The 18,828-nt window shown below is 71.6% G+C and carries 14 protein-coding genes; 7 read left to right on the top strand and 7 right to left on the bottom strand.

Annotated features, from left to right (window positions below; translation table 11 throughout):
• Positions 1 to 8: 8 nt before the first annotated feature.
• Positions 9 to 968 (top strand): helix-turn-helix transcriptional regulator, encoded by a 960-nt coding sequence (locus tag ACZ6ZN_RS22070; RefSeq protein WP_398109013.1) that lies wholly within the window; start codon positions 9 to 11, stop codon positions 966 to 968.
• A complete protein-coding gene (locus ACZ6ZN_RS22065; RefSeq protein ID WP_469648646.1) occupies positions 965 to 1,951 on the top strand; it encodes a helix-turn-helix transcriptional regulator in 987 nt (328 codons plus the stop codon). The genes ACZ6ZN_RS22070 and ACZ6ZN_RS22065 overlap by 4 nt, the downstream gene beginning before the upstream one ends.
• On the opposite strand, the gene ACZ6ZN_RS22060 is transcribed toward ACZ6ZN_RS22065, so the two are convergent.
• The 7 genes from ACZ6ZN_RS22060 to ACZ6ZN_RS22030 form a co-directional block, all read right to left on the bottom strand.
• Positions 1,914 to 2,954 (bottom strand): helix-turn-helix transcriptional regulator, encoded by a 1,041-nt coding sequence (locus ACZ6ZN_RS22060; protein ID WP_398109015.1) that lies wholly within the window; start codon positions 2,952 to 2,954, stop codon positions 1,914 to 1,916. The two genes, ACZ6ZN_RS22065 and ACZ6ZN_RS22060, sit on opposite strands and share 38 nt — an antisense overlap.
• 295 nt (positions 2,955 to 3,249) lie before the next feature.
• Positions 3,250 to 4,356: a sugar ABC transporter substrate-binding protein gene (locus ACZ6ZN_RS22055; RefSeq protein WP_451875833.1), complete on the bottom strand. Its 1,107-nt coding sequence runs from the start codon at positions 4,354 to 4,356 to the stop codon at positions 3,250 to 3,252.
• Between the two features lie 281 nt (positions 4,357 to 4,637).
• Positions 4,638 to 5,090 (bottom strand): heat shock protein transcriptional repressor HspR, encoded by a 453-nt coding sequence (locus ACZ6ZN_RS22050; protein ID WP_398109017.1) that lies wholly within the window; start codon positions 5,088 to 5,090, stop codon positions 4,638 to 4,640.
• Between the two features lie 5 nt (positions 5,091 to 5,095).
• Positions 5,096 to 6,274, bottom strand: a complete 1,179-nt coding sequence (gene dnaJ, locus ACZ6ZN_RS22045; RefSeq protein ID WP_469648642.1) for a molecular chaperone DnaJ — start codon at positions 6,272 to 6,274, stop codon at positions 5,096 to 5,098.
• 33 nt (positions 6,275 to 6,307) lie between these two features.
• Positions 6,308 to 6,964 carry a nucleotide exchange factor GrpE gene (gene grpE / locus ACZ6ZN_RS22040; RefSeq protein WP_398109019.1) on the bottom strand — a complete coding sequence of 219 codons (657 nt, stop codon included), beginning with the start codon at positions 6,962 to 6,964 and terminating at the stop codon, positions 6,308 to 6,310.
• On the bottom strand, positions 6,961 to 8,814 hold the full coding sequence (gene dnaK, locus ACZ6ZN_RS22035) for a molecular chaperone DnaK (RefSeq protein ID WP_469648639.1): 1,854 nt from the start codon (positions 8,812 to 8,814) through the stop codon (positions 6,961 to 6,963). Before dnaK ends, grpE begins: the two co-directional genes overlap by 4 nt.
• Before the next feature lie 94 nt (positions 8,815 to 8,908).
• A complete protein-coding gene (locus tag ACZ6ZN_RS22030) occupies positions 8,909 to 9,919 on the bottom strand; it encodes an MraY family glycosyltransferase (protein WP_469648637.1) in 1,011 nt (336 codons plus the stop codon).
• A gap of 243 nt (positions 9,920 to 10,162) precedes the next feature.
• On the opposite strand from ACZ6ZN_RS22030, the gene ACZ6ZN_RS22025 reads away from it, so the two are divergent.
• From ACZ6ZN_RS22025 to ACZ6ZN_RS22005, 5 genes are all read left to right on the top strand, one after another.
• Positions 10,163 to 12,496, top strand: coding sequence for a (Fe-S)-binding protein (locus ACZ6ZN_RS22025; RefSeq protein WP_398109022.1), 2,334 nt, complete (start codon positions 10,163 to 10,165; stop codon positions 12,494 to 12,496).
• A gap of 263 nt (positions 12,497 to 12,759) precedes the next feature.
• A complete protein-coding gene (locus tag ACZ6ZN_RS22020; protein WP_469648634.1) occupies positions 12,760 to 14,280 on the top strand; it encodes a VCBS repeat-containing protein in 1,521 nt (506 codons plus the stop codon).
• A gap of 79 nt (positions 14,281 to 14,359) precedes the next feature.
• Positions 14,360 to 15,760, top strand: coding sequence for an FG-GAP-like repeat-containing protein (locus tag ACZ6ZN_RS22015; RefSeq protein ID WP_469648632.1), 1,401 nt, complete (start codon positions 14,360 to 14,362; stop codon positions 15,758 to 15,760).
• 35 nt (positions 15,761 to 15,795) lie between these two features.
• Positions 15,796 to 17,214, top strand: a complete 1,419-nt coding sequence (locus tag ACZ6ZN_RS22010; protein ID WP_469648630.1) for an FG-GAP-like repeat-containing protein — start codon at positions 15,796 to 15,798, stop codon at positions 17,212 to 17,214.
• 124 nt (positions 17,215 to 17,338) lie between these two features.
• Entirely contained in the window at positions 17,339 to 18,778 is a 1,440-nt protein-coding gene (locus tag ACZ6ZN_RS22005; RefSeq protein WP_469648627.1) for an FG-GAP-like repeat-containing protein, read from the top strand.
• The last annotated feature ends 50 nt before the right edge of the window (positions 18,779 to 18,828 follow it).

Raw genomic sequence — 18,828 nt, 5'->3', positions numbered from 1 at the left:
CCCATGCGATGACTCACTGGTGCGACGAGGGCGGCCGTCTGTATGCCACCGCACTGCGCGCCGGACGCATCGCACGCGAGGACGTGGCACCGGCTCCGTGCCTGATCGAGTTCGCCCTGCTCCACCCCGACCCGGACGACCCGGGCTGGCTGCGGCCGGTCCCGCCCGCCGTCGCCCTGTCACGGCAGCTCAACCCGCTGGAGCAGGAGATAGCCGACCGCCGGCGGCTGGCGACCGGCCTGACCGAGACCTTCGAGCCGTTCATGGCCCTGGGTACCCAGCTGACCGCCACCAGTGACTCCATCACTGTCCTGGAAGGCGGCGAACGAATCAACGCGGCGCTCAACATGGCCACTTTGCAGTGCCAGACCGAAATGCTGACCGTCCAGCCCACCGACCGGATGTCGGAGCGCAGCCTCCTGCTCGGCCTGGAGCGCGACCGGCCGCTGATCGAACGTGGTGTGCGCATCCGCACCCTGTACCAGCACACCGCGCGCTACAACCCCGAGCAACTGGCCTACGCCGCCCAGCTCTCCAACGGCAAGGCCGAGTACCGGACCATCGACGAACTCGTCGAGCGCCTGATCATCTGCGACGAGTCCGTCGCCTTCATCCCCGCCCGCGACGACCAGCAGGTCGCCCTGGAACTGCGCCACCCCGGCCTGGTCCGCTACCTCATCAAGCTCTTCGAGTACCTGTGGGACCGGTCGGTACCGCTCAGCACCGGCACACCGTACGGGACCTCCCGCGACGGCATCACGGAGATCCAGTACTCCATCGCCAAGCTCCTCGTCGAAGGACACGTCGACGAGGCCATCGCACGGCGGCTCGGCATGAACGTGCGCACCTGCCGGGCCCACATCGCCAAGCTGGCGTCCGCCCTCGGCAGCGGCAGCCGTGCCCAACTCGGTTACCTGATCGCCCAGTCCGGCATCCTGAACCAGGACGAGGAAGGACTCGGCGGTTGACCCCATCGGCCCACCGGCCACATGACGACGACGAGTTGTGCGCAGCGGGAACGGAGTTGTACGCACGTGCCCTGCGCGAGGGTCGCGTCCCCGCCGGAGAAGCGCTCACGGCTCCGTGTCTGATCGACTTCGGTCTGCTGCACCCGGCGGCCGACGATCCGAGCCGGCTGGAGCCCGCCGCACCGGCTGTCGCGCTGCACCGCCTGCTGCGAATCTCCGCGCACCGGATAGCCCGGGAGCGCCTGCGCGAGGAGCGGCTCGCCGAGCTGTTCCAGCCGCTGATGCGGATCGACACCGCCGCCGGTACGGGTGAGACTCCCTCGCTGACCCTCCTCAGCGGCCCGGAGCGCATCAACCGGGCCATCACCGAGGCCATGGCCGACGCGACGGAGGAACTGCTCTGCATCCAGCCCAACACGCACTACAGCGATCAGCGCGGGCAGGCGGCCCACCCCGTCGCTCTCGCCCGTGACCAGGCCCTGCTGGACCGAGGCGGCCGCATCCGCACGCTCTACCCGCACACGATCCGTCATGTGCCCATCGCCCTGGCCCGCTACGAGCGACTGCGCGGGGACGTCGAGGCCCGCACGCTGGACGAGGTCACCGACCGCCTCATCGTCGTGGACGGCTCGGTCGCCTTCATCCCCGCCGACAAGGACGCGGGCCTCGCCCTGGAAGTCCGCCACCCGGCCCTCATAAGCCACTTCACGACCACGTTCGACCGCTTTTGGCGACTCGCGACACCCATGCACCCGCAAGCCGCCCCCGAGCCCTCCCCCGGCGATGTCTCCGCCCGGCAGCACGCCATCGCCGCGCTGCTCGTGGAGGGGCACACCGACGCCGTGATCGCCGAGCGGCTCGGGATGAACGTCCGTACCGCCCGGGTCCACATCGCCAAGCTCGCCGCGGCCCTGGGGAGCGGGAGCAGGGCCCAGCTCGGCTATCTCATCGGGCGGTCCGGGATCCTCGACCAGGGGCACTGAGCGTCGGCGAGGCGCCCGCCCGCGGCCCGTCCAGGCCCGCCTGGGCGATGCGCACGCCCAGCTGCGTACGGCTGGCGGCCCCCAGCGTCTCCGACAGGCGCGCGATGTGCGCCCGGCACGTCCGCACGCTGATGCCCAGCCGCTCCGCGATGACCGCGTCCTGGTGCCCCTCCGCCAGCAGCGCCGCGATGGACTGCTCCCGGTGCGAGATGCCCTCGATGCCCGTGTCGGGCAGCGGCGCGGTCAGCGGGATCGCCAGGCGCCAGAGCCGCTCGAAGACCGTCACGAGGTAGGCCACGAGCGCGGGGTGCCGCAGTTCCAGGGCCATCGTGCGGTCGCTGTTGGCGGGGACGAACGCCACCGTCCGGTCGAACAGGATCAGCCGGTCGATGACCTCGTCCAGCGTGCGCGCCTCCACGGCGTCGCCCATGATCTCCAGATACGTCAGCAGGCCCTGGCCGTGCCGGGCGACGTGCGTGTAGAGGTCCCGCATCCGCACGCCCCTGCCGCGCAGCGCCAGCGCCCGGTGCAGGCCCTCGGAGAGCTCCGCCTCGCGGCGGATGCCGCCGGGCTGGACGGTGAGCACCTCGGTCGTGCAGGCCTCGGTGGCCTCGTCCATCGCGGCCTGGATACGGGCGAGTCCGTCGAGGACCCGGATCGCCGAACCCTCACCTGCCGACGGGGCGGGCCGGACCTGGCGGCCGAGTCCGGCGTACCACTCCACGGCGGCCACGGCCGAGCCCACCCGCCGCTGGTTCGCGCTGACCTCGTCGTACATCCCGCGCAGCAGCCGGGTCATGACCTCCTGCGGGGAGGTCGGCACCAGCCAGTCCATGTCGTCCGGGTCGGGGTGCAGCAGGGCGAGTTCCAGCAGGCAGGGCACCGGTTCCGCGTCCCGGCGCGGCACCCGGCCGCGCCGTACGGCCCGGGAATACACGCGATCCCCGGCCTCGCACAGTCGGTCGGCACCATGTGGATGCTGCTCCGCCCCGTGCCCGGCCATCGCCCATCCCACCCCCGGTTTCGCGTCTCGCCGCAGCGGCAACTATGCGCGGCCGGACGGTGGTCCGCAACACGGCTCCGTCCCGGCGGCGATTCGTTTCCACCCGTTTGAATCCGGTATCCGCATGCCCGTTGACGGCCTGCTTCAACGCCGGGGACGGCGGTCGGCGGCGACCCCACGGGGCACGGGTGCGTGCCGGGCAGAGCCGCCGGAAACCTTACGGAGGGGGGTGGTGGCGTGCGCCGAGGACGAGCAGCGAAGGGAGGAGAGCCGCCCGGAGGTGCCGGGCCCCCGCCTACTTCAGGCCCGCCGCCGCGCAGTCCGCCTTGTACTTCGCCGTGCAGATGTCGGACAGCTTGTAGATGTCGTCGGCGACGACCGTGTCCTGGATGTTCTCCTTGGTGAGCGCGACCACCGGCACGAGCTGGGCCGGGATGCCCTTGTCCGTGGGGCTGTCGACCCGGTCGCGGGTGAGGGCGGCGAACTGGATGTCCCGGCCCTGGACCTTCGCGACCGCCATCTCCGCGGCGTTCTCGGCCTCCTGCGGGTACGACTTGTACACGCTCATGTACTGCTCGCCGGAGACGATCCGCTGCACCGCGGCCAGTTCCGCGTCCTGCCCGGTGATGGGCGGCAGCTTGGTCACGCCCGCGGCCTCCAGGGCGTTGACGATGCCGCCGGCCATGCCGTCGTTGGCCGAGTAGACGGCCGCGATGTTGCCCTTGCCGATGGCGGCGATGGCCCGGGCCATGTTCGCCTGGGCGTTCTCCGGCTTCCAGTCCGTGGTGTCGTAGGACTTCGCGATCGTGACCTTGCCGTTCAGCTCGGACAGGGCACCGGCCTTGAACTGCTTGGCGTTCGGGTCCGTCGGCGAGCCGTTCATCATCACGATCTTGTCGGACACGCTCACGTCCTCGCCGATGGCCTCCAGCAGGGTGCGCCCCTGCACCTCGCCCACGAGTTCGTTGTCGAAGGAGATGTACGCGTCGATCGGGCCCTCGGCCAGCCGGTCGTAGGCGATGACCGGAATGCCGGCCTCCTTGGCCTTCTTCACGCCACTCGCGATGGCATGCGAGTCCACCGCGTCCAACAGGATCACGTCGACCCGGTCGTCGATCATCTGCTGCAGCTGGCCGGCCTGCTTGTCCGCGCTGGCCTCGGCGTTCGCGTACTCGACGCGGCCCTTGTCGTTGGTGAGGGACTCGACCTTGCGCTTGATGATGGGGTAGTCGAAGTTCTCGTACCGGGTGTTCGCCTTCTCCGGCAGCAGCAGGCCCACGGTGATGTCGTCGCCCTTGGCCGGGCTCGCGTCGTCACTGCTCCCGCTCGCGTTGAGCACGCCGCAACCGGCCAGCGTGACGGACATCGTGGCGGCTGCCACGGATATGGCGATACGACGCATCGGGAAGCTCACTTCGCGTGTGATTCGGACGTGGGCACAGCTTTGTGGCCCATGTGACTGAAAAGCCAACGCCGACGCGCCCCCAGCGTCAAGCGGAACCACTTAACGAGATGGCAACACCACGCTCCGCAGCAGTTGTGAAGACTCTGCGGAATCATCTCCAAGTGCTCTGCACCACACGGTCATCGACAGGAGGCGGGGCGAAACCGTCTCAAGACGCGCGAAAGGGACCGGGAGTCAACTCCCGGTCCCTCCGCGGTGCTTTCGCGGGCGCGGCCGCCTCAGTCGGTCTGCTGCTGCCGCTTCGGCCGCCACACCACCAGGGCGCTGGTCTGCTGCACCTCCTGGTACGGCACCAGGTCACGGCGGTAGGAGGCGTGCACCGCCGCCTCGCGCTGGCGCATGGCCGCCGCCGCGCCGTCGAGCGCGTCCTGCATCTCGGCGACCCGGGCCTGGAGCGCGGCGACCTGGTTCTCCAGTTCGATGATGCGCTTGATTCCGGCCAGGTTGATGCCCTCGTCCTGCGACAACTGCTGCACCTGCCGGAGCAGTTGGATGTCGCGGGCCGAGTAGCGCCGGCCCCGGCCGGCCGTACGGTCCGGGGAGACCAGGCCGAGCCGGTCGTACTGGCGCAGGGTCTGCGGGTGCAGGCCGGACAGCTGGGCCGCCACCGAGATGACGTAGACCGGGGTCTCCTCGGTCAGTTCATACGGGTTGCGTCGACGACCGTCCATCTGCCTCATGCTCCCTTCGCGGCCTGGAACAGCTCCGCCCGCGGATCCTCGTCCGCGGTCGCCTCGCGATACGCCTCGAGCGCGTCACGAGCCTTCCCCGTCAGGTCCTTCGGGACACTCACCTCGACGGTGACCAGGAGGTCGCCGCGGGTGCCGTCCTTGCGGACCGCGCCCTTGCCCCGGGCGCGCATCGTACGGCCGTTCGGCGTGCCGGGGGGCAGCTTGAGCGTGACGGGCGGGCCACCCAGCGTCGGCACCCGGACCTCGCCGCCGAGGGCCGCCTCGGTGAAGGTGACCGGGACGGTGACGGTGAGGTTGTCGTCCTTGCGGCCGAACACCGGGTGGGAGTCGACGTGCACGACCACGTACAGGTCGCCCGCCGGACCACCGCGCTCGCCCGGCGCGCCCTTGCCGCGCAGCCGGATCCGCTGGCCGTCGCTGACGCCCGCGGGGATGCGCACCTGCATCGTCCGCGAGGACTTGGCCCGGCCGCTGCCCTTGCAGACGTCGCAGGGGGTCTCGGCGATCAGGCCGCGGCCCTTGCAGTCGGGGCAGGGGTCGGTGAGGGAGAACCCGCCGCCGCTGCCCCGGGCGACCTGCCCGGTGCCGACGCAGGTCGGGCACACGCGCGGTGTGCCGTTCTTGTCGCCGGTGCCCGAACAGGCCTTGCAGGGCGACTGCGAGGACATCCGCAGCGGGACGGTCGCGCCCTCGATCGCCTCCGTGAAGGTGAGGGTCACCTCGGACTCGATGTCCTGGCCGCGCCTGGGCTGCGTCCGCGTGCCCGGGCCGGCGCCGCCGCGGTTGAACAGGCCCCCGAAGACGTCACCGAGTCCGCCGCCGAACCCGCCGGCGCCCTGCCCGCCCTGGGCGCCCCCGAAGAGGTCGCCCAGGTCGAAGTTGAAGGAGCCGCCGCCCGCGCCCGGCCCCGGGCGGAACCCGCCGTTGCCGCAGAGGGCGCGTGCCTCGTCGTACTCCTTGCGCTTCTTGGGGTCGCCGAGGATGTCGTTGGCCTCGGAGATCTCCTTGAAGCGCTCCTCCGCCTTGACGTTCCCCTTGTTGGCGTCCGGGTGGAACTCGCGGGCGAGCTTCCGGTACGCCTTCTTGATCTCGGCCTCGGTGGCGTCCTTGGGGACGCCGAGGACCTTGTAGTAGTCCTTCTCGATGAAGTCCTTGGTGCTCATCCCCGACGCCCCTCCTTCCCTTCGTACGTGACGTCAGCCCTCGTCCGGGCCACCGCTCTCCTTGTCGTCGGCGTCGGCGGACTCCTCCGCCTTGACCGTCTGCGCGCCCGGCTGGGGCTCGGCCACGGCCACCCGCGCGGGGCGGATGGTGCGCTCGCCGATCCGGTACCCGGGCTGCAGGATCGCCACGCAGGTCGTCTCGGTGACGTCCGGGGCGTAGCTGTGCATCAGGGCTTCGTGGATCGTCGGGTCGAAGGGCTCGCCCTCCTTGCCGAACTGCTGCAGGCCCATCTTCGCCGCGGTGCTCTCCAGCGACTCGGCGACGGACTTGAAGCCGCCCACCAGCTCGCCGTGTTCGCGCGCGCGGCCGATGTCGTCGAGCACGGGCAGGAGCTCGGTCAGGAGGTTCGCGATGGCGATCTCCTTGACCGCGATCCGGTCGCGCTCGACCCGGCGGCGGTAGTTCTGGAACTCGGCCTGGAGGCGCTGGAGATCCGCCGTGCGCTCGGTGAGCGCGGAGCGGGCCTGGTCCAGCTGGGCCACCAGGGCCACGTCCTGGCCCGTGTCCCCGGCCGGGGCCGCCCCCTCCTCCGCGGAGGGGGAGGCGGCCTTCGGCTCGGCGTCGTCGGAGGTCGCGCCGGAAGGGACGTCGGGCTGCTGCTCGTCGAAGCCCGGGGTCTCCTCCGTCACGCGGCACCGTCCTTGCGGTCCTCGTCGACGATCTCGGCGTCGACGACGTCGTCGTCGGCCTTGGCGCCACCGGCGGCACCGGCGTCACCGGCGGGACCGCCGGCGGCCTGGGCGGCGTTGGCGTCCGCGTACATGGCCTGGCCGAGCTTCTGCGAGACGGCCGCGACCTTCTCGGTGGCGGTGCGGATCTCGGCGGAGTCCTCGCCCTTGAGCTTCTCCTTCAGCTCGGCGACGGCCTCCTCGACCTCGGTCCTGATCTCGCCCGGGACCTTGTCCTCGTTGTCCTTGAGGAACTTCTCGGTCTGGTAGACGAGCTGCTCGCCCTGGTTGCGGGTCTCGGCGGCCTCGCGGCGCTTGTGGTCCTCCTCCGCGTACTGCTCGGCCTCCTGGCGCATGCGGTCGACCTCGTCCTTCGGCAGCGAGGAGCCGCCGGTGACGGTCATCTTCTGCTCCTTGCCCGTGCCCAGGTCCTTCGCGGTCACGTGCATGATGCCGTTGGCGTCGATGTCGAAGGAGACCTCGATCTGCGGGACGCCGCGGGGCGCCGGCGGCAGACCGGTCAGCTCGAACATCCCGAGCTTCTTGTTGTACGCCGCGATCTCGCGCTCGCCCTGGTAGACCTGGATCTGCACGGACGGCTGGTTGTCCTCGGCGGTGGTGAAGATCTCGGACCGCTTGGTCGGGATCGTCGTGTTCCGCTCGATGAGCTTGGTCATGATGCCGCCCTTGGTCTCGATGCCGAGGGACAGCGGGGTGACGTCGAGGAGCAGGACGTCCTTGACCTCGCCCTTGAGGACACCGGCCTGGAGGGCGGCGCCGATGGCGACGACCTCGTCCGGGTTGACGCCCTTGTTGGCGTCCTTGCCGCCGGTCAGCTCCTTGACGAGCTCGGCGACGGCGGGCATGCGGGTCGAGCCGCCGACCAGGACGACGTGGTCGATCTCGCTGATGGAGATGCCGGCGTCCTTGATGACGTTGTGGAACGGCGTCTTGCAGCGCTCCAGGAGGTCCGCGGTCAGCTGCTGGAACTGGGCGCGGGTCAGCTTCTCGTCGAGGTGCAGGGGGCCCTCGGCGGAGGCGGTGATGTAGGGCAGGTTGATCGAGGTCTCGGTGGACGAGGACAGCTCGATCTTCGCCTTCTCGGCGGCCTCGCGCAGACGCTGCAGGGCCATCTTGTCCTTGCCCAGGTCCACGCCGTGGCCGGACTGGAACTGCTGGACGAGGTAGTCGACGACGCGCTGGTCCCAGTCGTCACCACCGAGGTGGTTGTCACCGTTGGTGGCCTTCACCTCGACGACGCCGTCGCCGATCTCCAGCAGCGAGACGTCGAACGTACCGCCACCGAGGTCGAAGACCAGGATGGTCTGGTCGTCCTTGTCGAGGCCGTACGCCAGGGCGGCCGCGGTGGGCTCGTTGACGATGCGCAGGACGTTCAGACCGGCGATCTCGCCGGCCTCCTTCGTCGCCTGGCGCTCGGAGTCGTTGAAGTACGCCGGGACGGTGATGACCGCGTCGGTCACCTTCTCGCCCAGGTACGCCTCGGCGTCCCGCTTCAGCTTCTGCAGCACGAAGGCGCTGATCTGCTGCGGGTTGAAGGGCTTGCCGTCGAGCTCGATCTTCCAGTCGGTGCCCATGTGGCGCTTGACGGACCGGATGGTCCGGTCCACGTTCGTGACCGCCTGGCGCTTGGCGACCTCGCCGACGAGCACCTCACCGTTCTTGGCGAAGGCGACGACGGACGGCGTGGTCCTGGCGCCCTCGGCGTTGGTGATGACGGTGGGCTCGCCGCCCTCCAGAACGCTGACGACGGAGTTAGTCGTGCCCAGGTCGATGCCGACCGCACGTGCCATGGTTGGTTCCTCCAGCTGACTTGAGTGCAACGGACTCAAGTGTGCACGACGGTTCGCGACCGGTCAACAGAGCTGAGTCGAGCGGGCTCAACTCTTATCCGTTCCTTACGCGCAATGGCGCTCCGACCTGCGGCGATACGCTGCGTCGAGCGGCGTACACAGGGACACGCGAAAGAGCGAACGCGACCAGGAGGGCCGCTCCCGCCACCCACCACAGGGCATCCGCCCCGACCCACCCGGCATGGACCAGTACCCCGGCGAGCACCCCGCACAACGCGAGGGCGCCGAGCAGCAGGGTGACGCCCGGCACGGTCAGCCCGAGCCGCCGCAGCCGGTGGGCGAGGTGGTCCGGCCCGCTGCGCCCCGGGGGCCGCCCGGCCAGCCGCCGCGACAGCAGCACGAGGACGACGTCGGCGCCCGCGAGGGCACTCAGCGCGAACAGCACCCCGGCGCTCTCCAGCAGCCCGAACCCGGCCCGGACCTGCACGGCACCGGCGGCGATCACGAACCCGGCCGCCATGGACCCGCAGCTGCCGAGCCCCGCGCGCGCCGGGTGCCAGTTGTGCAGCAGGAACCCGGTCAGCGCGGCGGCCAGCACGCTCAGCAGCCCGGCGATGCCGTCCATGACGTCGACGGCGGCGCAGGCGGCCGCCCCGAAGGCGGCGACCACCCCGACGGCCCCGGCCAGCCCGTCGGCGTGATCGAGCCCCCGGAAGCCCAGCGTCACCCCGACGACCCACAGCGCGCCGAGCAGTCCCGTCGCCACGCCCGCCTCCGCGTACGGCGCGACGCAGAGGGCCGCGACCGCCGTACCGCCGGCCAGCACGCGGCGCCGCAGCCGCCAGACGTCGTCGGCGAGCCCGAGGAGCGCGACCGCGCCGCCGGCGGCGAGCAGCCCGCCCGCGCCGCTCGGGGCCGACGACCAGTCCTTCACCGCCACCACCGCCCCGGTGACCGCGACGACGGCCACCCCGCCGGACAGCGGCACCTCGCGCCGGGACCGCCGATCGCACAGGCGCAGCCGCCGGGCGGGCACCCGCAGGGCGGCCGCGAGCAGCGCGGTGAGCAGCAGGGCGGTGGCGGCGGCGACGATCCCGTAGAGCACGGATATAAGTTAGGCGTCACTATGACAATTCGGTACGAATAACACGAGGGGAACGGGACCGGATTCCGCACCGCTTCTGAGGCGACCCTCAGCGATTCAGATCACTGCCCACCCGGCTACAGTGCGGCGGAAGATAGGGGTAGTCTCAGACGGACTGCATAAGTTACCGCTTAGTAATTTCGGGTAGGCCTGAAGAACGACAGGTCACCCCGACGAAACCCCTCGCAGGCCCGAGGAGCCCCCATGCAACTCGCCGCGATCATCGTGTCGCTGGTTCTGACCGTGGTCGGCGTCGCGCTGCTCGCACGCGCGATCGGCCAGTTCGTCCGGTACTTCAAGCTGGGCCAGCCGGTCCCGGCCGGCACCCGGACCGACAACCCCTACCAGCGCAGCGTCACGCTGGTGAAGGAGTTCCTCGGCCACACGCGGATGAACCGGTGGGGCATCGTCGGCGTCGCGCACTGGTTCGTCGCGATCGGCTTCCTGACGCTGCCGCCGACCCTGGCCCAGGCCTTCGGCCAGCTGTTCCAGGCCGACTGGGTGCTCCCGGTCATCGGCACGTTCCTGCCGTTCGAGCTCTACATCGAGTTCATCGGCGTGATGACGGTCCTGGGCATCGCGGTGCTCATCGCGATCCGCCTGGCCAACCTGCCGAACCGGCCCGGCCGCAAGTCCCGCTTCGCGGGCTCGAAGGCCGGCCAGGCCTACTTCGTCGAGTACGTCATCCTCACCATCGGCCTGGCGATCTACGTCCTGCGGGGCCTGGAGGGCGCGCTCCACCACGTCGACCACTACGAGGCCTCCTACTTCGCCTCGTACCCCCTGGTCCTCGCCTTCAAGGGCCTGTCGGTCACGGCGCTGCAGAACCTGGTCTACCTGGTCGCCATGATCAAGATCGGCACCTCGTTCGTCTGGATGATCGTGGTGTCGCTCAACACCAACATGGGCGTGGCCTGGCACCGCTTTCTGGCCTTCCCGAACATCTGGTTCAAGCGCGAGGCGAGCGGCGGCACGGCCCTCGGCGCGCTGCAGCCCATGACCTCGGGCGGCAAGCCGATCGACTTCGCCGACCCGGGTGACGACGACGTCTTCGGCGTCTCGCAGGTCGAGCAGTTCTCCTGGAAGGGCCTGCTGGACTTCTCCACCTGCACCGAGTGCGGCCGCTGCCAGTCGCAGTGCCCGGCCTGGAACACGGGCAAGCCCCTCTCCCCCAAGCTGCTGATCATGTCGCTGCGCGACCACGCGCACGCCAAGGCGCCCTACCTGCTGGCCGGCGGCGGCAAGACGATGGAGGGCGAGGAGAAGGCGTCCGAGGAGCAGCTGGCCGGTGTGCCCGCGGCCGCCCTGGCCGAGGCCGAGCGTCCTCTGATCGGCACGCTGGAGGACAACGGCGTCATCGACCCGGACGTCCTGTGGTCCTGCACCACCTGCGGTGCCTGCGTCGAGCAGTGCCCGGTGGACATCGAGCACGTCGACCACATCGTCGACATGCGCCGCTACCAGGTGATGATCGAGTCGGCGTTCCCGTCCGAGGCGGGCACGATGCTCAAGAACCTGGAGAAGAAGGGCAACCCCTGGGGCCTGGCGAAGAAGCAGCGCCTGGAGTGGCTCAAGGAGGTCGACTTCGAGGTCCCGGTCGTCGGCAAGGACATCGAGGACCTGACCGAGGTCGAGTACCTGTACTGGGTCGGCTGCGCCGGCGCCCTGGAGGACCGCGCCAAGAAGACCACGAAGGCCTTCGCGGAGCTGCTGCACATCGCGGGCGTCAAGTTCGCGATCATGGGCGGCGACGAGAAGTGCACCGGTGACTCCGCCCGCCGCCTGGGCAACGAGCCCCTGTTCCAGGAGCTCGGCATGGAGAACGTCATGGCGCTGAACATGGCGTTCGGCGAGGAGATGGACGACGAGGGCAAGGTCGTCCCCGAGTCGGCGAAGCCCAGGTCGGCCAAGAAGATCGTCGCGACCTGCCCGCACTGCCTGAACACCATCGGCAACGAGTACCCGCAGCTCGGCGGCGACTACGAGGTCATCCACCACACGCAGCTGCTCCAGCACCTGGTGGACGAGGGCAAGCTCATCCCGGTGACGCCGGTCGAGGGCATCATCACGTACCACGACCCGTGCTACCTGGGCCGCCACAACAAGATCTACACGCCGCCGCGCGAGATCATCGCCGCCGTCCCGGGCGTGCGCAACGAGGAGATGCACCGCCACAAGGAGCGGGGCTTCTGCTGCGGCGCGGGCGGTGCGCGGATGTGGATGGAAGAGCGCATCGGCAAGCGCATCAACAACGAGCGCGTGGACGAGGCCCTGTCGGTCAATCCCGACATCGTCTCGACGGCCTGCCCGTTCTGCCTGGTCATGCTGACCGACTCGGTCAACGGCAAGAAGAACGACGGCAAGGCGAAGGAGTCGATCACGGTCGTCGACGTCGCCCAGCTGCTGCTGGACTCGGTGAAGACGCCGGTCCCGGCGGAGACCGCCGAGGACGGCCCGGACGACTCCGGCGACGACGGCGAGCCGCCGGCGGGCACGTCGGACTCCGCGGACACGCCGACGCCGGAGCCGGTGAAGTAACCCCGGCCCACCTCACGTCGGACACCCCCTGCCCGGGTCACCGGGCAGGGGGTGTCGGCGTTCGGGCCGGGCCGGCCGGCCTCGCACCCGTCGGGTTCGAAAATCAACCGAACTCACGTACAACCCTTACGCCTCCGCGCAGGTCTCTTGATCGCCGACCGCCCGTGAACGCCCGGACAACTCCCGGCGAACCGGACGGCACCGGCCCCCCATCGACTGCGGATGTCGGCCAGACATCCCCCGCATGCAGCAGGAGACCTCGCATGCACCAGCACGAGCGCCCCGCCGGGCGCCCGCACCCCTCCCCGCGCCTCGGCCTGCAGCCGCGCCTGCGCCTCGCCCTCGCGACGGCCGCCGCCGCGGCGCTGACCGGCACCCTGCTGACGGCCACCGCCGGCACGGCGGCCGCCGCCGACGCGACGCACACCCCGCAGGCCGACTTCAACCACGACGGCATCGGCGACGTGGCGTTCTCCGCCGTCGGCGCGTACGTGGGCGGCAGGAAGGACGCCGGTCAGTTCGTCGTCCTGTACGGCACGAAGAGCGGCGTGACCTCCGCGAAGCGGTCCGTGCTCAGCCAGGACACCGCCGGCACCCCGGGCACCGCCGAGGCGGGCGACGGGTTCGGCACCGACAGCGCCTACGCCGACTTCAACGGCGACGGCTACGACGACCTCGCCGTCTCCGCCCCCATGGAGGACGTCGGCAGCGACAAGGACGGCGGCACCGTCGCGGTCCTGTGGGGCTCGGCGCAGGGCATCACCGGCAAGGGCGTCACCATCGCGGACGCGGCCCCCACCAAGCACGACCGCTGGGGCAGGAAGCTCGCCGCCGGCGACTTCGACGGCGACGGCAAGGCGGACCTGGCCGTCGGCACGACCTCCAACGTCGTCTACGTGCTCAAGGGCGGCATCAGCCCCACCGGCACCGCCGTCAAGGGCCGCGCCTCGGTGAAGGCGCCCGTGGACACGGGGGGCGGGGCGATCAACCTCACCGCCGGCGACGTCAACGGCGACCACCGCACCGACCTCGTCGTCGACGGCTTCGAGACGGAGACCGGCCGCTACTGGAACGCCAACTACCTGCTGATGGGCACGAGCACGGGCCTGTCCGCCGCCGGGGCCCGGCAGCTGAAGGCCGGTCCCGTCACCGGCATCGGCGACATCGACGGGGACGGCTTCGGCGACATCGTCAGCGGCATGTACTGGAACAAGGCGGACGACGGCGTGGAGTTCCCCGGCGCCGCCGACGGCGGCAAGGTGTGGATCACCTACGGCGCCGCGGACGGTGTCGGCTCGACCACCGGCATCACCCAGAACACGGGTAACGTGCCCGGCAGTTCGGAGAAGAACGACTACTTCGGCTACGAGCTGGACCTGGGCGACGTCAACGGCGACGGCAAGCAGGACCTGGTCATCGGTGTCGCGGGCGAGAACATCGGCTCCGTCACCGACGCCGGGCAGCTGGTCGTGCTGTACGGCTCCGGCTCCGGCATCGACACGGCGTCCGGCGCGCAGTCGTTCGCCCAGAGCACCGCGGGCGTCCCCGGCTCGGACGAGAAGGGCGACATGCTCGGCGCCGACGTCAAGCTCGACGACGTCAACGGCGACGGCCGCGCCGACCTGCTCGCCGGCACCTTCGAGAACGCCGGCGACGGCTCGGTCCTCTACCTGCCGTCCACCGGCACGAAGATCACCGCCACCGGGTCCCGCGCGATCGGTCCCGCCGCCACGGGCATCTCCACCAGCGGCTACCCCGAGTTCGGCGCGAACTTCGGCGACTGAGCCCGCGCCCGAGCCGTCCTTTCCACCCCTCGGGGGCCGGGCCGCCCAGGTCCGGTCCCCTCCTCACCGGAGCACTCCCTTGCGCAAGCGCACCCTCCTGCTGGCCGCCGCCCTCACCACCGGCCTCCTCACCACCGCCGGCCCCGCCTCGGCCGCCCCCTCCCGGCTCTCCGGGGACTTCAACGGCGACGGGTACCGGGACTTCGCGGCCGGCGCCCCGTGCGCCGACGTCGGCTCGGCCTCCTGCGCGGGTGCCGTCGTCGTGCTCTACGGCTCGTCGTCCGGCGTCTCGGCCGCCCGCAAGGCCGTCATCACCCAGAACTCCGCGGGCGTACCCGGCACGGCCGAGGCGGGCGACCTGTTCGGCTCCGCGCTCGCCGCCGGCGACCTGGACCGGGACGGCTACTCCGACCTCGTGGTCGGCGCCTCCAACGAGAGCGTCGGCGACCGCGACGGCGTCGGCTCCGGCACCGTCCTGTGGGGCGGCAAGTCCGGCCTGACCAGCGGCAAGAGCCTGCCGCAGCCGAGCACCCTCGCGGAGTACGGCAACTTCTCCCGGGGCATCGCCACCGGTGACTTCGACGGCGACGGCGACACGGACGTCACCCTCACCGGCCAGAGCCACACCCGCCTCTACAACGGCCCCTTCACACGCACCTCGGGCCCGGTGAGCAACGTCCGCGTCGGCGAGGTCGGCACCACCTTCGAGGTGATCGCGGGCGACCTCACCGGCGACGGGACGGCCGAGCGCGTCTACCCGTTCAACGTGGACGGCGACACCGGCGGCCAGATCAACTGGTTCCGCTGGACCGGCATGACGTACGAGATGGCCGAGCTGACGCACGCGGACGGCTACGCCGGTGCGATCGGCGACATCAACCGCGACGGCTTCGGCGACCTCGTCCTCGGCGACGCGTCCGACCTCACGCCCGGCGGCCACCAGGGCGGCCGGATCACCGTCTGGTACGGCGGCCCGAACGGCCCCGACCCGGCGCAGCAGCCGACCGTCGTCCACCAGGACACGGCGGGGGTGCCCGGCGCGGGCGAGGCCGACGATGCCTTCGGCTCGGCGGTGAGCACCGGCGACATCAACGGCGACGGCTACGCCGACGTCGTGGTCTCCGCCCCCGGCGAGGACGTCGGCACGGCGCGGGACGCGGGTTCGGTCACCGTGCTGTTCGGTTCCGCCTCCGGCCTGAGGACGGCCACCGGCGTGAAGTCGTACACGCAGAACACCGCCGGTGTGCCCGGAACCGCCGAGGCCGGGGACCGCTTCGGCTCGTCGCTCGGCCTCACCGACGTGACCAAGGACGGCAAGGCGGACCTGGCCGTCGGCGTCAGCGGCGAGAACGACACGGGCGGCCTGTGGACGCTGCGCGGCTCGGCCTCCGGCCTGACCACCAGCGGCGCCCAGGGCATCACGGCCACCGGTGCCGGCCTGAAGGGCTACGCCGGCCTCGGTTCCGTCCTCGCCCCGTGACCCCCCGACGACTCCCCAGCGAGGCACCCACCCCCATGCGCACCCGTATCGCCGCCGCGGCGCTCGCGGCCGCCCTCACCCCGCTCGCCCTCACCGCCACCGCGCACGCCGCCCCGGTCGCCGCCGCCCCCTGGGACTTCAACGGCGACGGCCGCGCCGACCTCGCGATCGGCGCACCCGGCGCCACCGTCGCCGGGAAGGCCCGGGCGGGCGCGGTGAGCGTCCTCTACGGCGCCACCTCCGGGCCGAGGACCGCGACGCGCACCCTGCTCACCCAGAACACCGCCGGCATCCCCGGCACCGCCGAGGCCGACGACGCCTTCGGCTCGGCCCTGGCCTCCGCGGACCTCGACTCCGACGGCTACGCCGACCTGCTGGTCGGCGTCCCCGGCGAGGACTCCTACGACACCAACAACGGCACGGTCGCCATCGTCTGGGGCTCCAAGTCCGGTCTGAGCGGCGGCCGTTCGCTGTACAGCCCGTTCGACACCGACTACGACCGCTACGGCCGGACCCTGACGGCGGGCGACCTCGACGGCGACGGCGACCTCGACGTCGCCGCCGGATCCACCGGCCCGGTCACCCTGACCCTGGTCAACGGGCCCATCACCAGGACGAGTCCGCCCGCGGGCGCCTCGGGCGGCCGCAACTCCTGGTGGTCCTCCTCCGCGGGCGTCAGCCACCTCTCCTCCGGGGACGTCGCCGGCGACGGCCACCCCCGCGTGGTGCTGCACGGCCGCACCGCGCACGACGGCGCCGCGGCCACCGGCCTCGCCGACCTGAAGATCGGCAACTACAACGACTGGCTCCAGAAGCTGCCCGGCGGGCAGGTCTCCGCCGTGGGCGACATCGACCGGGACGGTCACGCCGACATCGTCGTGGGGAACGACCGCGAGGCCTCCGCCGACCCGGGCGGCGCCCTCGGCGGCAAGGTCACCGTCGTCTACGGCGGCCCCGAGGGCCTCGCCGCGGACCGGGCGCCGCTCGTCCTGACGCAGGACACCCCCGGCGTGCCCGGGGCCGCGGAGAAGGGCGACCGGTTCGGCAGCGACGTGGCCCTCGGCGACGTCGACGGCGACGGTCACGCCGACCTCGTGGTCGGCACCGCGGGCGAGAACGATTCCTCGGGCGCCGTCACCGTGCTGTACGGCTCGCCGTCCGGCCTCACCACCAGGGGCTCCACGTCGTACACCCAGAACACCGCGGGTGTGCCCGGCGGTTCGGAGCCGGGCGACCGGTTCGGCGAGCGGATCACGCTCACCGACGTCACGGGCGACCGCCGCGCCGACCTGTCGGTCGCGGCGCCGGGCGAGAACTCCGGCGACGGCGCGGTGTGGTTCCTGCGCGGCACCGCCACCGGCCCGGCGACGCCCGGCTCGACGAGCTTCGGCCCGGCCGCGACCGGCGTCTCCACGGCCGGCACCCCGGGTTACGGCACGGCCCTCAACTCCTGACCACCGGCCCACGCCGACACCACCGACCCACCGACCCACCGGCGACCCGCGCGACGAGCGCGACCAGCGCCACCGACGAGACAGCCCACGACAAGACAGCCGACGACGGGGACCGAACGAACCGATGCGCACCCGCACCCTCCTCCTGGCCACGACCCTCACCACGGGCCTCCTCACGGCCCTCCCGGCGACGGCGACCGCCGCGCCCACCGCCCCCTCCGGCCTGTCCGGCGACTTCAACGGCGACGGCCACCGCGACCTGGCGATCGCCGCGCCGCTCGGCAAGGTCGGCGGCAGGACGGCGGCCGGGTACGTCGCCGTCGTGTACGGCACCTCCGCCGGCCTGGACATCTCCAAGCGGCAGATCATCAGCCAGGCCACCGACGGCGTCCCGGGCGTGCCCGAGGCGCAGGACTACTTCGGCGACCGGATGACCACCGGCGACCTGGACGGCGACGGCTACACCGACCTGATCGTCGGCGTGCACGCCGAGCGCATCGGCTCCACGGACGACTCGGGCGTCATCACCGTCGTCTGGGGCGGTGCGGGCGGTCTCACGACGGCGACGGACCTGACCGGTCCGCTCCCCGAGTACCGCAACGAACTGGGCTGGTCCGTGGCCACCGGCGACTTCGACGGCGACGGCGACACGGACCTGGCCGCGGCCAACATGGCCTCCCCCGAACTGAACCTCTTCAAGGGGCCGTTCACCCGCGCCGGCAGGGCCGCCGGACACACCGGCATCGACACCCAGGCCCAGTCCGGCGTCAACACCGACCGGATCGTCGCGGGAGACGTCACCGGCGACGGCCGCTCGGACCTGCTCGTCATGGGCCAGGAGGCGTCCGGCGACGACTACCGCACCCGCAGTGTGCTCTACAAGGGCACCGCCACCGGGCTGACGCCGGGCAGCAAGGTCGCCGGCGGCTACGACGCCGTCATCGCCGACGTGAACAAGGACGGCTTCGGCGACATCGTCACCGGCAACTTCATGGAGAAGTCGGCGACCGAGCCGAACGGCGGACCCGGCGGCGCGATCACCGTGACCTACGGCGCGGCCGGCGGGCTGAGCACCCGCACCCCCGTGCGCATCACCCAGGACACCACCGGTGTGCCCGGCGCCGCCGAGAAGAACGACCGCTTCGGCTGGAGCCTGTCGGCCGGCGACAGCAACGGCGACGGCTACGCCGACATCGCGGTCGGTGCCCCGTACGAGGCCATCGGCTCGCGGCGGCAGGCGGGCGCGGTCACGGTCCTGCGGGGCTCGGCGTCCGGCCTGACCGGCAGCGGCGCCAGGTCCTTCACCCAGGACACCGCGGGCGTCCCCGGCACCGCCGAGGCCTACGACTCCTTCGGCTCCGCCGTGCGGCTCACCGACGCGAGCGGCGACGGCCGCGCGGAGCTGGTGTCCAGCGCGCCCTTCGAGAACGACGGCAACGGCGCGGTGTGGCTGCTGAAGTCCACCTCGTCCGGCGTCACGGCCACCGGATCCACGTCCTTCGGTGCCGCGACGGTGGCCGGCCCGGTCACGGGCGCCGCCTTCGGAGACGTCCTCGCGGGCTAGGGCCCGGGTCGGGGCCCCCACCCGCACACACCCCCAACCAGGAAGGTCAC

The organism is Streptomyces sp. NPDC053665 (assembly GCF_055585285.1).
This window is presented reverse-complemented; position numbering and strand designations above follow the sequence as displayed.

Bases quoted from the DNA above. Each gene is read 5' to 3' on its own strand.
- ACZ6ZN_RS22070 (WP_398109013.1), top strand. From the start codon at position 9: ATGACTCACTGGTGCGACGAGGGCGGCCGTCTGTATGCCACCGCACTG.
- ACZ6ZN_RS22060 (WP_398109015.1), bottom strand. From the start codon at position 2,954: ATGGCCGGGCACGGGGCGGAGCAGCATCCACATGGTGCCGACCGACTG.
- ACZ6ZN_RS22055 (WP_451875833.1), bottom strand. From the start codon at position 4,356: ATGCGTCGTATCGCCATATCCGTGGCAGCCGCCACGATGTCCGTCACG.
- ACZ6ZN_RS22050 (WP_398109017.1), bottom strand. From the start codon at position 5,090: ATGGACGGTCGTCGACGCAACCCGTATGAACTGACCGAGGAGACCCCG.
- dnaJ (WP_469648642.1), bottom strand. From the start codon at position 6,274: ATGAGCACCAAGGACTTCATCGAGAAGGACTACTACAAGGTCCTCGGC.
- dnaK (WP_469648639.1), bottom strand. From the start codon at position 8,814: ATGGCACGTGCGGTCGGCATCGACCTGGGCACGACTAACTCCGTCGTC.
- ACZ6ZN_RS22025 (WP_398109022.1), top strand. From the start codon at position 10,163: ATGCAACTCGCCGCGATCATCGTGTCGCTGGTTCTGACCGTGGTCGGC.
- ACZ6ZN_RS22020 (WP_469648634.1), top strand. From the start codon at position 12,760: ATGCACCAGCACGAGCGCCCCGCCGGGCGCCCGCACCCCTCCCCGCGC.
- ACZ6ZN_RS22010 (WP_469648630.1), top strand. From the start codon at position 15,796: ATGCGCACCCGTATCGCCGCCGCGGCGCTCGCGGCCGCCCTCACCCCG.
- ACZ6ZN_RS22005 (WP_469648627.1), top strand. From the start codon at position 17,339: ATGCGCACCCGCACCCTCCTCCTGGCCACGACCCTCACCACGGGCCTC.